The following is a 14,028-nucleotide window of genomic DNA, read 5'->3' on the forward strand; positions in this document are numbered from 1 at the left end:
TATCTATCAAGAGCCATTCATGACCGCTACCAAACAAGCCATCTGGTTTCCCATTGCTATTTTAATGACGGCAATGCTGTCGATACAATCAGGCGCCCTACTCGCTAAGAGCTTATTCCCCGTCATTGGGGCGCATGGCGTGACGGCCTTGCGCCTGTCTATTGCCAGCGTGATGCTGGCGGTGGTGTTTAAGCCCTGGCGTATTAAACTACGGGGTGTGGATAAAAAACCTTTGTTGATCTATGGCTTATCTTTGGGCGGAATGAATTTTTTGTTTTATCAATCGCTCAATACCGTCCCTTTGGGCGTCGCAGTGGCTTTGGAATTTACCGGGCCGTTGGCGGTGGCGATGTTTTCTGCTCGGCGTCCGATCGACTTTTTATGGGTGCTGTTGGTGGTGGTGGGCCTCTATTATTTATTGCCATTGGGTAATGCCCAAGAGGCCGATCTTGTCGGTTGCCTCTATGCGTTGGGTGCGGGCGTTTGTTGGGCGGTATACATTATTTTTGGCCAAAAGGCAGGCCACATGCATGGTCCGAGCGCGGTGGCGGTCGGTAGCTTGATTGGTGCGTTAATCTTTTTTCCAGTGGGCTTTGTGAATAATGGCTTGGCGCTGTTTGATGGTGCAATTTTGCCTACGGCGGTGGCCGTGGCGATTATGTCGACGGCGGTGCCTTACACTTTAGAAATGATGGCGTTGACGCGACTGCCAGCCAAAACGTTTGGCACGCTGATGAGCTTAGAGCCGGCGGTGGCGGCCATCTTGGGCTTGGTGTTTCTACAAGAGTATCTGTCCTTTGGTCAGTGGCTGGCTTTGGCGGCGGTGATTTGCGCTTCTGCTGGTGCGGCGGCGACGATTCAGCCTAAGCCGATTAAGAAGGCAAAGGCTTCTACTTAAATCATGTTCTCCCCCGTTCACGATGCTGGTCGACGGCGGTAAACCACGATGGCCTAGCCCTGCTCTTCGTAGAGATCAGCCTCATAAACCATAAAAAAGCGAGCCTTAGGCTCGCTTTTTTGACGTTTAAACGGGTGATTATTTAACCAACTGTTTCAATTCGCCGCGCTCATAGGCCATAGACATCGCGTCTAATGAGACAGGTTTTACCTTGCTCGCCATGCCTTCACAACCAAAGGCTAAGTAGCGTTCTACGCATAGATCGCGCATGGCGTTGGTGCTCACCTGCAAGAATTTACGTGGGTCAAATTCGCTTGGGTTTTGTGCCAAGAAGCGACGAACCGCGCCCGTGCTGGCCAAACGCAAATCGGTGTCGATGTTCACTTTACGCACGCCGTTTTTAATGCCTTCAACGATTTCAGACACCGGCACGCCGTAGGTTTCAGGCATGTCGCCACCGAACTCATTGATCACCGCCAACCATTCTTGGGGCACAGAGCTTGAGCCGTGCATCACCAAGTGGGTATTTGGGATGCGTTCGTGGATCGCCTTGATGCGGTCAATACGCAAAACGTCGCCAGTAGGCTGTTTGGTGAATTTGTAGGCACCATGGCTGGTCCCGATGGCAATCGCCAAAGCATCTACGCCAGTGGCTTTCACAAAGTCAGCCGCTTCTTCAGGATCGGTCAACAGTTGGCTTTCATCCATCACGCCTTCTGCGCCGACGCCGTCTTCTTCACCGGCCATGCCGGTTTCTAAGCTGCCCAGACAGCCTAACTCACCTTCAACCGACACGCCACATGCATGGGCGAAATCAACCACGGTACGCGTCACGCCGACGTTGTAGTCGTAATCAGCAGGGGTTTTGCCATCAGACATTAAGCTGCCGTCCATCATCACTGAGCTGAAGCCCAATTGAATCGAACGTTGGCAAATGGCGGGGCTGGTGCCGTGGTCTTGATGCATCACCACTGGGATGTGGGGGAATTCTTCAACCGCGGCCAAAATCAAATGACGTAAAAACGGTGCACCCGCATATTTACGCGCACCGGCGCTGGCCTGAACGATCACAGGGGCATTCACCTTGTCAGCAGCCTCCATGATGGCGCGCATTTGCTCCAAATTGTTAACGTTAAATGCTGGCAAACCGTATGCATGTTCTGCAGCATGGTCCAGTAATTGGCGCATTGATACCAGTGCCATGGTGACTCCTTAGTGTTTAAATTCAGATGTGAGGGGGCCATTATATCGCTTTTAAGCCCTATTGTACTAGCGCCCTGAAGCCGCTGCGCCGGTTTGCTCATAAACCGCGCCCTTCAAGATGCTCCAGCTTATGGTAATGGCCACCACATAAAACAGCACGCCGCTGTTGTGGGCAAAAATGGTCTGGCTAAAGCCCGCAATCATGAAGCAAATCGGCACGCTGATGCTGGCCAAGGCCACGCTTCTGAGCGCCACGGGATAGCCCTGATGTAAATAGCGCTTGAAGGTCAGAATAGGCACAATGTACATCAGCAATAAGGTGATGGCCCCCGCTAAGCCGCGTTTCACCCACGCGTTTAAAAATTCGTGATGAGGATGAGCATAGCTTTGAACAACTTTCGATAGTTCGCCTTGCTGATACAGGCGTTCTTTTTCAGCCATAAAGCCTTGTGCGCCCCAGCCAGTTAACCAACGCTCTTGAGCCAGCTCAATGGCATTGTCCCACATCACAAACCGATCGCCTAAAGAGCTGCGAATTTGATTATCCTGCCACTGTTCAACGTCCACAAATGCTTGCTCAACGCGGACTTTCACTTTGGTTTGCGGCGCCCAATAAAGGCTGGTGCACAAGGCCATCACAATAGCCAAAATCAGCATCATCAATTTTAACTTTAAAATGTGACGATAGGTCCAGAACATCAGCGCTAAAATGATAAAAATGGACGCCCACGAACCACGGGAGCCCGATAAGAATACCGCCACTACCGCTAAGGCGCTGCCCAATAAGCTCATCAAACAGCACGCTACGCGGCGGCACTGATAAAAATAACCGATGCCGGAAAGAGAGATGGCGGCGATGACCATGCTGAAACAAGCGTATTGAATGGACAATAGGCCCATGGTGGAAGGTTGGCCTAAGAACAGCCTATAGTAAATACTGGTGATGCCCAACAAAAGGCCGCCAAATGCGGCCGCTTGAAAAAAATGTTTGGCCTGGGGGGGGTAAACCAGCAATAACAGAAAGATGGGGAGGCTGAGGAGATAACGAGAGGCATGGTCGTAGCCGCGGATGGGCTGATTGTCTAACCATACTTCGGCACAACTGACTAAAACATAAGTAAAACCTGCTAATAACAACCATTTATCCGAGCGATTCAGCCGAATTTTTTTGCGTGCGGGACTGAATAGAAACACCAACGCCGTCAATAACAGCACAATGGCGCCGACTTCATAGCCACGTAGCTTACCGATGGGCAGCATATTCAGACCAATGAAGATCATCATCCCAAACGTTGCAAAATGTTTAAAATAGTTGTTTCTAATCATGAACCCATCCACTTATGTAAAACATCCCATAATATTGTACAGCCCACTAACGCGAACAACAGCGCGCACGCACGGTTAAACCATTGCCATCGACGCCCTCGTAACAACCACGCCGATAAGGCTTTACCGCTACTGGCGTACACCAGTTGCCAAGTGGTTTCAACAATAAAAAATGTCAACAGCAAGACGCTATATTGTGCCATAAGTGGCGCGTCGTGGTTGATAAATTTGGGCAAAAAGGCCGCAAAAAAAATAATCGCCTTAGGATTGGACAGCGACACGGCCAAGCCCAGTCGATACATGCGTTTCGGCACCGGCACAATATACGCCTGTGGTTCCGTACTCATGTTCACTTGGCCCTGATGCCAGCTTTGCCAACCTAGGTAAAGTAAATAAATGGCGCCTAAGGCCTTAAATAGTTCAAAGGCTAGCGGGTACTCTGCGCTTAATGCCGCTACCCCCGATAGGGACAGCGCAATTAAAATAAACAGGCCGGTACTCAAGCCGGCCAGCGTCATCAGCGTCTTTTTCACCCCATAGAGGCTGCCATGCTGAAACGCTAATAACATATTAGGGCCAGGCGCGGCGGACAGCACAATTAAAATGGGAAAATATAATAGCCACAGCTGTAAAGACATCTTGGTTCTCGTAACGTTCACCATCACCGATGGTATGGACGAAAAAATAGCCTAGTGACCTAGGCTATGGATTCATGATTTAAGCGCGGGCTTTTAAAATCGCCACGGCTGGCAACTCTTTGCCTTCAAGAAATTCTAAGAATGCGCCGCCACCGGTGCTGATGTAGCTGATTTTATCGGTCACGCCAAATTTGGCAATCGCGGATAAGGTGTCGCCACCGCCGGCGATTGAAAATGCGTCACTGTTGGCGATCGCTTGAGCCAAAGCCTGGGTGCCGTAGGCAAACTGCTCATACTCAAACACGCCCAAAGGACCGTTCCACACCACGGTACCCGCCTTGGCCACGATGTCGGCCAACACTTTAGAGGAGTCTGGCCCAATGTCCAAAATACGGTCTTCAATGCCCACCTTATCTAAAGGAATCACGCGCTCTTCAGCGGTTTCTGAGCATTCAGTCGCGCAGCACACGTCGGTTGGCAACGGCACAGAACCCCCGTTGGCTTCAATCTTGTTCATGATGTTTTTGGCTTCGTTCACCAGCTTAATTTCCACCAAAGACTTACCAATCCCGTGGCCTTTGGCCAGTAAGAAGGTATTGGCAATGCCGCCGCCAACGATGAGCTGGTCTACTTTATCGGCCAAACTTTCTAAGATGGTCAGCTTGGTCGACACCTTACTGCCGGCCACGATGGCTACTAAAGGACGCTTAGGATTTTCTAAGGCTTTACCTAGGGCTTCTAGCTCAGCGGTCAGCAATAGACCGGCACACGCCACAGGGGCGTATTGCGCCACGGCATGGGTAGAAGCTTCGGCGCGGTGAGCCGTACCAAAGGCATCGTTGACAAACACGTCGCATAGACGGGCATAGGCTTGGCCTAGCTGCGGGTCATTCTTTTTCTCGCCGATGTTCAAACGCACGTTTTCCAACATCACCACTTGGCCAGCGGCCACGCTCAGGCCCTGCTGTTGCCAATCGTCGCGCACGGCTACGTCTTGGCCTAATAGCTCGCCTAAGCGGGCGGCCACAGGTTTTAAGCTGTCTTCAGGTTTGAATTCGCCTTCGGTGGGACGGCCTAGGTGGGTCATCAAAATGACCGCCGCGCCTTCAGCTAAACAGTGTTGAATCGAGGGTAAAGAGGCTTTAATTCTGGTGTCATCGCCCAATTGGCCATCTTTAACCGGTACGTTCATGTCCACACGAATCAAGACCGTTTTACCGGCCACGTCTATATCTTTAAGTTTTTGAAACGACATAATTAATCCAAAATGAAATCATAAATAATTTATGGCCATAATTGTCTTACACTCATTACTCTATTGCAAATCATAAACTTAAAAAGCAATAAAATTGCAAGACGGTCGGCTGCCACAAAAATAAAACCGCTTCAAAAACTAAAGCGGTTTGCTATTGGGGATAAATTTTACCCTGTTATCGGCGAGATTGCACCGCTTTAGCCAAGATCTGTAGCAATTGTTCGGTGTCGTCCCAGCCGATGCAGCCATCGGTAATGCTTTGACCATAGGTTAAGGCTTGGCCTTCCTTCTGGTCTTGGCGGCCTTCCACTAAATGGCTTTCTACCATCACCCCCATGATGTGCTGCTGACCCTGAGCGATTTGCTCGGCCACGTTTTCGGCTACTTGAACCTGGCGTTTAAAGTCTTTGCTGCTGTTGGCGTGGCTGAAATCCACCATTAAATTTGGCGTGACGCCTGCTTTTTGTAGCTGGCCTACTGCTTCAGCCACGCTGGCAGCATCGTAATTCGGTCCGCTGTTGCCGCCGCGTAAAATCACGTGACAATCAGGATTGCCGGCGGTGTGGACAATGGCTGAATGGCCGCTTTTGGTCACGGATAAAAAGTGGTGCGGCTTGCTGGCGGCGCCAATGGCGTCAATGGCAATTTTAAGGTTGCCGTCGGTGCCATTTTTAAAGCCCACAGGGCTAGATAGGCCAGAGGCTAATTCACGATGCACCTGGCTTTCTGTCGTGCGGGCACCAATCGCGCCCCAGCTGATTAAATCGGCATAATATTGCGGGGTAATCATGTCTAAAAATTCAGTTGAGGCCGGCATGCCCATACTGTTTAAGGTCAACAGCAGCTGACGGGCGGTACGCAAGCCTGCATTGATGTCGTAGCTGCCGTCTAGGTTAGGGTCGTTAATTAAGCCTTTCCAGCCCACAGTGGTGCGCGGTTTTTCAAAATACACCCGCATCACAATCAATAGTTCTTGAGCGTATTTTTGTTTTAGAGGCAGTAACCGTTCGGCGTATTCTAAGGCGGCTTTGGTGTCGTGAATCGAGCAAGGCCCGATCACCACCAAGAGTCGATCGTCACGGCCATGGATTAAGGCGCCGATGTCTTCTCGCGTTTGGTGAATCAGGTCGGCCACTTCCTCGGTAATAGGCAGCTCATACAGATGAGCAATCGGCGGCAACAGTTCTTTTACTTCTTTAATTTTAACGTCGTCAGTATTTTTCAAGCGCGTGATGGTCATGCCCGTTCCTTTTTATCTGTCACCAGAAGCCATGTTCGACACAGCTTCCTATATGGACGTTGACTTGAACGAATCTGCCACAAAAGCGGCGATTGTCTTAAGTTTTTGTCCTAATTTTAAGTATAGTCTTTTATTTTAGCATAATATGTTATTTATATGACCAGCAGACCAAAAATAAGCAGCAATCTGAAAGTCTGCTGAATATAATAACCATATATTGCGCATTATGGACAGCCCCTAACGGCTTCTGGCCCAAATAAACTTGTCTAAGGCGGTCTTGAGGCGCAAAAAAAGGGGCTAAGCCCCCTTTTCTCGCGCCGTTTAGGTTACGACGATTTTTTTTCTTGCTCCGCCAAGCACACGGCTGCCGTAAACAAGACGTCGGTCGATGAGTTCATCGCGGTTTCGGCCGAATCTTGCAGCACGCCAATGATGAAGCCAACGGCCACGACCTGCATGGCCACGTCATTCGAGATCCCAAATAGGCCACAGGCCAAAGGAATCAACAGCAGTGAGCCGCCCGCCACGCCAGAGGCGCCGCAAGCGCACACCGCAGCGACGATGCTCAGCAATAGCGCCGTGGCGAGGTCGACCTGAATGCCCAGCGTATTCACGGCTGCCAACGTCAACACGGTAATGGTGATGGCGGCGCCGCCCATATTGATCGTGGCCCCCAACGGAATCGATACAGAATAGGTGTCTTTATCCAAGTTCATGTCGCGGCACATCCCCATGTTTACTGGGATGTTGGCAGCTGAGCTACGGGTAAAGAAGGCGGTCACACCGCTTTCGCGCAGGCAACGCCAAACCAAAGGATAGGGATTGCGGCGAATTTTCCAAAACACAATTAAAGGATTGACCACCAAGGCCAATACCGCCATGCTGCCCAACAGCACGGCCAATAGCTGTGCATAGCCCAATAAAGCCTCTAGCCCTGCGGTGGCGATGGTGGAAGCCACTAGGCCAAAAATACCGATCGGCGCCATGCAGATCACCCAGCGCACGATTAGCGTCACGCTTTCAGACAGATCAGACACCATTTTCTTAGTGCTGTCGCTGGCCTGACGTAGGGCTAAGCCCAAGCCAATGGCCCACATCAATATGCCTAAGAAGTTACCGTTTAAAAGAGCAGCCACAGGATTATCAATCAAGCTTAACAAAACCGACCGTAGCACTTCAATGATGCCAGAAGGCGGCACCACGTCGGTTTGGTTAATGGCTAGAGTGAGGGTGGTGGGGAACATGAAGCTCGCCACGACGGCCACCAAGGCGGCCGCGAACGTGCCGATTAGGTATAAAAACAACACTGGCTTGATGCTGTTGGCCTGGCCCGTACGATGTTGCGCCACTGAAGACGCCACCAGCACAAATACCAAAACCGGTGCGACGGCCTTCAGTGCACGCACAAAGAGTTCGCCCAATAGCGCCACAGACTGTGCGCTCGATGGTGACACCAAGGCCAGCACCACGCCCAGTATTAAACCGATAAAAATGAGGTTAACCATGCCAATGCGCTTCAGCAGCCCCAAAAGACCTTTATTTTCCATCCGTTATCCTTTTGATTGATGAATCATTCATGCCGCAATTGTAGAATAAGCCATGCATTTGTGCCATGCCTTCTAAACTTAAATGTCCTTATTGAGACTAAGGCTTTATGATATTGGGTAAAGTCGATTTTAGACGGCTGATAAATTTCATCTTTTTGACCCTAATTCGCTTGCCTGTCAGAAAATGATGTTAAAATTCTTTCCACACCTTGTTATGTAACCACGAGTGACTATGTTTTCTTTTCGGCATTTCCCTATTTTAGTCTGTACTTTAAGTGCGCTGAGCACCTTTGCGGCCGAACGGCCTAAGGACGACGACACCAAAAAACCCTTGCCCTATGAGGTGGTGGTGCACGCCGAAGACGATGAGGCCCAGGCTTTATTAACCCAACACCTTGGGTTGATTAAACAGCGGGAGATGGAGGACTTAGACGCTGAACAAATTGGCTTTTTGGTTGAGGATGGCCCCAAGCAAGCGCAAGAAATGCTGGAAACCCTAGGCTATTTCAACAGCACGGTGTCGATTAAGAAAACTCAGGACCAGTACGATGTCTACGTGACGCTAGGGCCTAGGGTCAAGATTGACGACGTAGTGGTGCTGTTAGAAGGTTCGGTTACCGAGGACGAGAGTCTAGGCGACTACTATCGTAAGGCGATGAGCAACTGGGCCTTACCGGTGGGTAACCCTTACGATCAAAGCAATTGGGACAGCAGTAAGACCGCGGTTCTACGCGGCATCACTCAATACAAATACCCTTTGGCACAGCTTAAGTTTTCACAAGCCTACATCGACCCCGATGCGCAAACGGCGCAGCTCAGCGTCACGGTAGACAGCAATGAGCCTGTGTATTTTGGCCACATTCAAGTCTCTGGCACCGAGCGCTATCCAGAATCGGTTGTTTTAGGCCTAGCCGACTTTCGCTACGGTAATGACTACGATTTAGAAAAAATTCTGGACTATCAAGAGGCGCTCGAGCAAGACAACCACTATGCCAACGTGGTGGTCAACGCCGACTTTGACAACTTGCAGGAGCGCCACGTTCCCATTAAGGTCAACGTGGTGGAAGTGCCGCGCCAAAAGCTCGAGCTGGGTTTGAAATACGACACCAACGAGGGCATCGGTACCCACTTTGGCTACGATCACTACAATATGTTTAAACGTGGCTACGTAGGTTCCATCGTCGCCGACCTGAGTAAATACGAACAGGCCGTTGGCTTCGGCGTCAGCCAGCCCCGTAATGAAAAAGGCTATTACCACACGGCCGGTATTCGATTTAAAAACACCGAAATTCAAAAAGTAAAAACCAAAACCGCCAACGTGGGTGTTTGGCGGGTTCGCCATGACAACAATATTGATGCCCAGTTTGGCCTAGAATACTACTTAGAGACCGCCAGCATTGAGGGGGGCCCTAACCTCGGCAACAGCCGCGCCCTATTGGCCACGGCGATGTGGAAACAGCAGGCAGTGACCACTCGACTACGGCCCCTGCATGGCTACACCCTAGAAGGCAGCGTGTCGTCTACCTTGGGCACCTTGGCTTCAACCGCCAATATTCAGCGCGCTAATGCCCGCGCCAGCTATTACTTCACGCCAGAAAATGCCCAATTGGGTACGGTGGTGCTGCGCGCGCAGGCCGGTATTGTCCACACCAAAGATGAAGCGTCGGTGCCGACCGACCTATTATTCCGTACCGGTGGCTCCGGTTCGGTTCGTGGTTACGAATATCTGGGTATTGGTATCGACGGCCCGAATCGTTCCGTTTTAGGGGGCAAAGTCATTGGCGTTGCCAGCATTGAATACCAATACCCCATGAGTAAAAACCTTTCTTTGGCCCTGTTCCAAGACATGGGTGACGTCGCCAATAAGGCTAAGGATTTTAAACTACGGCAGGCCACAGGCGTGGGCGTACGCTGGTTTAGCCCCGTTGCGCCAGTGTCCTTTGACATCGCCCGAGCCCATGACGACAACAAAATACGCTGGCACATTAGCTTAGGAACTACTTTTTAATGTCTGACCAAAACAACGCAACCGAACATCTAGCCACGACTTCGCCCACCGAAGCTCAGCCACCTAAAAAAAGGTTTAAGTGGTTAAAACGCAGCCTGCTGGCGGCGCTGCTCTTGCTGCCCCTCATCGTGCTGGCCCTGTATTGGCTGTTGGCCACTAATTCGGGCCTGCGCTTTGCCGTCTTTACTGCTCCTAAGCTCGCCAGCGTCAACATTGAGGCCGATACTCTGAATGGCTCAGTTTGGGATGGCTTTGACACCAAAAACATGCTGGTCACTACCCCTGACATCACCGTGTCGATTGAACACATCCAGTTTCAGTGGCAGGCCAAAGTGCTGTGGCAAAGAATGCTGCACGTTAATCTACTCGACGTTGGCGTGGTGCATCTAGATTTGCATAAAACCACACCAGATAAGCCCAGTGAGCCCTTGGTGTTGCCGCAAAATATTGGTTTGCCATTGGGCCTACAGGCCAATATTGAGGCCGTTCGTCTGGCTGGCCTCACCATGGGTGAAGAAAATACGGTGCTACTGAAAAGCAGTGAAATTGCCTATCGCTATCAAGATAATGGCCATGAGCTGAAGCTGGTGGCCTTACGCACGCCTTGGTCTAGCCATCAGGGCGAGCTGAGCCTTAAGAATGAGGCACCATATGCTCTGAAGGGCAAAATGGCCATGACCGGTGCCCTAGACGATGTCGCCATTGAAGGCGGCCTGAATTTTGGCGGCAGCCTTGAGCAGCCGCTGATTAATGGGGGCTTTAGCGGCGAGGGTGTGGCCGCCACCGTCGACATCGACGCCACGCCGTTTGCGCCAGAGCTGGCAAATAAAGTAAACCGCATCACCATTGCTGCCGGTAACATTAACCCACAGTTGTTTGTAAGCAGCATTCCTGCCGCCAATCTGGCCTTTTCGCTCATTGTCAGCCCAGACGCCAGCGGCAATGCTCTGGATGGCCAGCTGACCTTGGCCAACACCCAGCCCAATACGCCTAGCCAAAATGGGCTGCCGGTGCAAACCCTTTTGGGCCAGTTTAACGTCAATCAAGACGGCCTCATCAACGTCAGTGCCTTGGATGTGCACGCGCTGAAAGAAGGCCGCCTCAGCGCCCAAGGCGTGATCGACACCGCCGCCAAAACCTTAAAAACCAGCCTCAACATCAGCAATCTGTCGATTCAAGACGTGGTTGAATCCAGTCTCAAGATGACGCTAAATGGTGACCTCAGCGTCAACGGCCCTTTAGCTGCGCCAGAAACCCGTTGGGCCTTACGCACCGATCGCGAAGTGGTGTCGGAAGGATTGTTATTGCTGGCTCAAGATTCAGACCAGAAAACCACGCTTAACATTAAAGAAGCCTTTATCAAACCCAAACAAGGCGGCAGCTTAGACGTCGCAGGGACATTGGCCTTGTTTGATGAGAAGGCAATCAACCTAAGCCTCACCACCAAACAGTTTGACCCCAGCAAAATCATGCCCGAGCTCCCTCAGGGTGACGTCAACTTGAGCCTCACCGCCAAAGGGGCTTTAGCTGTGCAGGGCAAGGGTAAAGACCCTGCGCCCGAGCCAGACATCAGCGTTGACCTCGTGCTACAAGCCAGCCGCCTCTCGGGCGCACCCTTAAGCGGTAAAAGCCATCTACGCTACGCCCAAGGCCATTTGCCCAATATTGATGCTTTAATCAATTTAGGCAATAACCACATTAAGGCCAAAGGCGCATTTGGCACCGACAAAGACCGCCTCGACCTAGACGTACAGGCACCCAACCTTGACCTATTTGGCTTTGGTTTGAAAGGCTATGTAGAAGCCAAAGGCTTTGTCCAAGGCCAGCCTAAAAACCTCACCGCCAACCTCAAAGGGCAAGCGCGTAATCTCCAGGTAGCCAACGCTGTGTCGATTCGCCAGCTCAACGTGGACACCACCGTGTCGCCGAATATGAAGGCGCCGCTTAAGGTCGCCATCACTGGGGATGAGTTGGCATTCTTGAGTAATGGCAAGAAAAACGACACCCAAATTCACAACTTGAACTTGGCCATCAACGGCACCGGCAATAAGCACAGCCTCAGTGCGAAAGCCAACACCAATGTGGATGGTAAAAATTATGCCTTAGACGTGGCCGCCAACGGTGGACTCAGCGACGACTATGTCTGGAAAGGCATCGTCGGCAAGCTGAACATTCAGGGCGCCTTCAATCTTTTACTGCAAAACCCTGTGTCGCTCACCGCTGGTGCCGAAGAAGTGAAGCTGGGCCAAGCCCGCTGGTCGGCTATGGGCGGCAGCCTCAGCCTACAGCACTTGAATTGGAGCAAGGCCAAAGGCGTCAGCACCAAAGGTCAAGCTAGCCGTCTGGCCCTAGCTCAGTTGGCCAATATTGTGCCCATCCCGATTCAGCAAAATCTGGTTATTGGTGGCGATTGGGATCTTAACTACACTGAAAATGCCAGCGGCTACCTCACCTTACGCCATGAAAGCGGCGACGTGATTTTGCCTTACCGCAATCAGGCGTTAGAGCTGCGCGATCTGGTGCTTAAAGCCACCTTGAGCCGCGGCCAAATCGCCCTAGATGCAGGCCTACGCACCAAGTTTGCCAGCGCCAAAGCCAATCTGTCTCTGGCCCAAAACTTTGGCAGCAACATCATGACAGCGCCGCTCAAAGGCCAGCTACAGCTGGTGGCAGACGACCTTAACCAATTTAGGTATTTATTGCCCGTTGGCCTACAGGTACGCGGCCGTTTCAATGCCAATGTCGGCGTCAGCGGCTCGATTAGTCAGCCCAATCTCAGCGGCACTATGGCCGGCGACGGGCTGGATTTACGCGACTTTAATAGCGGCCTACATTTCCCCGATGGCACCTTGCGCGCCCACTTCAGCGGTCAACAGCTGGTGCTGGATCAGCTGCGATTTAACAGTGCTCAAGGCAACATCAGCGCCAATGGCGTGATTAAAAATCTCAACCGCAGCCCCGACGTTAACGTCAACGTGGTGTTTGATCGCTACAGCCTATTCAGTAAATCAGACCGCCGCGTGGTCATCAGCGGCGACACTAAGCTGCGCTACGCCGACATGATCGGCATTGAGCTGGTGGGTAACCTTAAGGTTGATCATGGCCGAATTGACCTGCCCGAAGCCGGCGCACCCTCATTGAGCAGCGATGTGGTGGTTAAAGGTCGCGCCCAAGAAGCACAGGGCACGCCGATGCCGGTGTTCATGGATTTGACCTTAGACCTCAATGACCGTTTTCGCTTTGTCGGTCAAGGTTTGAACATCCTCATGGGCGGTAAAATCAACATCCGCGCCAAGCCGAAGCAGCCGATTCAGGCCATTGGCCAGGTGATCGTGGTGGAAGGCCGCTATAAGGCTTACGGCCAGGATCTTGAAATCGACAAAGGCGTGGTGGCGTTTGTGGGCCCTATCGACAACCCAGCCTTAAACATCCGCGCCAAGCGTAAAATGTCGCCTGTAGGCGCTGGTGTGGAAGTGACGGGCAACGTGTTGAATCCGCGCATCAACTTGATTGCGGATACCCCGATGAGTCAAAAAGACAAGCTGGCTTGGCTGGTGTTGGGCCGTGCGGCTGGTGGCGAAGAGGACGATGCGGCGATTGCGGCCAGCGTAGGTGCCGCCCTAGCCGGCTCGATTAACGACAAAATCGGCCTGTTTGACGACTTTGGCATTGCTAACCGCACCACCCGTGACAGCCAAGGCGCCATGAATCCGGCTGAGCAAATGATCACCGTGGGCAAACATCTGACCAATGAAATTTACGTGGGCTATGAATACGGCCTGAATTCGGCGGAGAATGCCGTGAAAATGGCGTATCAATTCAGTAAGGCATGGCAGGCCATTATTCGCCTCGGTCAAGATTCGTCCAGTGCGGAAACGCGCTACACCATTCGCTTCGATTAAAGGGGCTGGCC

9 protein-coding genes are annotated in these 14,028 nt (G+C 51.8%); 3 read left to right on the forward strand and 6 right to left on the reverse strand.

Features of this window, described 5'->3' with window-relative positions; all coding sequences use genetic code 11:
* Positions 1-19 precede the first annotated feature (19 nt).
* Positions 20-898, forward strand: a complete 879-nt coding sequence (gene rhtA, locus AB8Q18_14425) for a threonine/homoserine exporter RhtA (GenBank protein XDZ51344.1) — start codon at positions 20-22, stop codon at positions 896-898.
* A gap of 138 nt (positions 899-1,036) precedes the next feature.
* Here rhtA and fba read toward each other — a convergent pair whose 3' ends face one another.
* The 6 genes from fba to sstT all read right to left on the reverse strand — a co-directional run bounded on the left by fba (position 1,037) and on the right by sstT (position 8,107).
* Positions 1,037-2,101 carry a class II fructose-bisphosphate aldolase gene (fba, locus tag AB8Q18_14430; GenBank protein ID XDZ51345.1) on the reverse strand — a complete coding sequence of 355 codons (1,065 nt, stop codon included), beginning with the start codon at positions 2,099-2,101 and terminating at the stop codon, positions 1,037-1,039.
* Positions 2,102-2,167: 66 nt separating this feature from the next.
* A complete protein-coding gene (locus AB8Q18_14435; protein XDZ51346.1) occupies positions 2,168-3,427 on the reverse strand; it encodes an O-antigen ligase family protein in 1,260 nt (419 codons plus the stop codon).
* Entirely contained in the window at positions 3,424-4,065 is a 642-nt protein-coding gene (locus AB8Q18_14440) for a LysE family translocator (protein XDZ51347.1), read from the reverse strand. The genes AB8Q18_14435 and AB8Q18_14440 overlap by 4 nt, the downstream gene beginning before the upstream one ends.
* Before the next feature lie 79 nt (positions 4,066-4,144).
* Positions 4,145-5,320, reverse strand: a complete 1,176-nt coding sequence (locus tag AB8Q18_14445; protein ID XDZ51348.1) for a phosphoglycerate kinase — start codon at positions 5,318-5,320, stop codon at positions 4,145-4,147.
* Positions 5,321-5,495: 175 nt separating this feature from the next.
* Positions 5,496-6,554 (reverse strand): 3-deoxy-7-phosphoheptulonate synthase AroG, encoded by a 1,059-nt coding sequence (gene aroG / locus AB8Q18_14450; protein ID XDZ52944.1) that lies wholly within the window; start codon positions 6,552-6,554, stop codon positions 5,496-5,498.
* A gap of 332 nt (positions 6,555-6,886) precedes the next feature.
* Positions 6,887-8,107 carry a serine/threonine transporter SstT gene (sstT, locus tag AB8Q18_14455; GenBank protein XDZ51349.1) on the reverse strand — a complete coding sequence of 407 codons (1,221 nt, stop codon included), beginning with the start codon at positions 8,105-8,107 and terminating at the stop codon, positions 6,887-6,889.
* A gap of 232 nt (positions 8,108-8,339) precedes the next feature.
* On the opposite strand from sstT, the gene AB8Q18_14460 reads away from it, so the two are divergent.
* Both AB8Q18_14460 and AB8Q18_14465 read left to right on the forward strand, forming a co-directional pair.
* Complete coding sequence (locus tag AB8Q18_14460; GenBank protein ID XDZ51350.1) at positions 8,340-10,115, forward strand: autotransporter assembly complex family protein; 1,776 nt, start codon at positions 8,340-8,342, stop codon at positions 10,113-10,115.
* A complete protein-coding gene (locus AB8Q18_14465; GenBank protein XDZ51351.1) occupies positions 10,115-14,017 on the forward strand; it encodes a translocation/assembly module TamB domain-containing protein in 3,903 nt (1,300 codons plus the stop codon). The genes AB8Q18_14460 and AB8Q18_14465 overlap by 1 nt, the downstream gene beginning before the upstream one ends.
* The last annotated feature ends 11 nt before the right edge of the window (positions 14,018-14,028 follow it).

This window comes from Neisseriaceae bacterium CLB008, assembly GCA_041228285.1.
Lineage (GTDB): Bacteria > Pseudomonadota > Gammaproteobacteria > Burkholderiales > Neisseriaceae > JAGNPU01.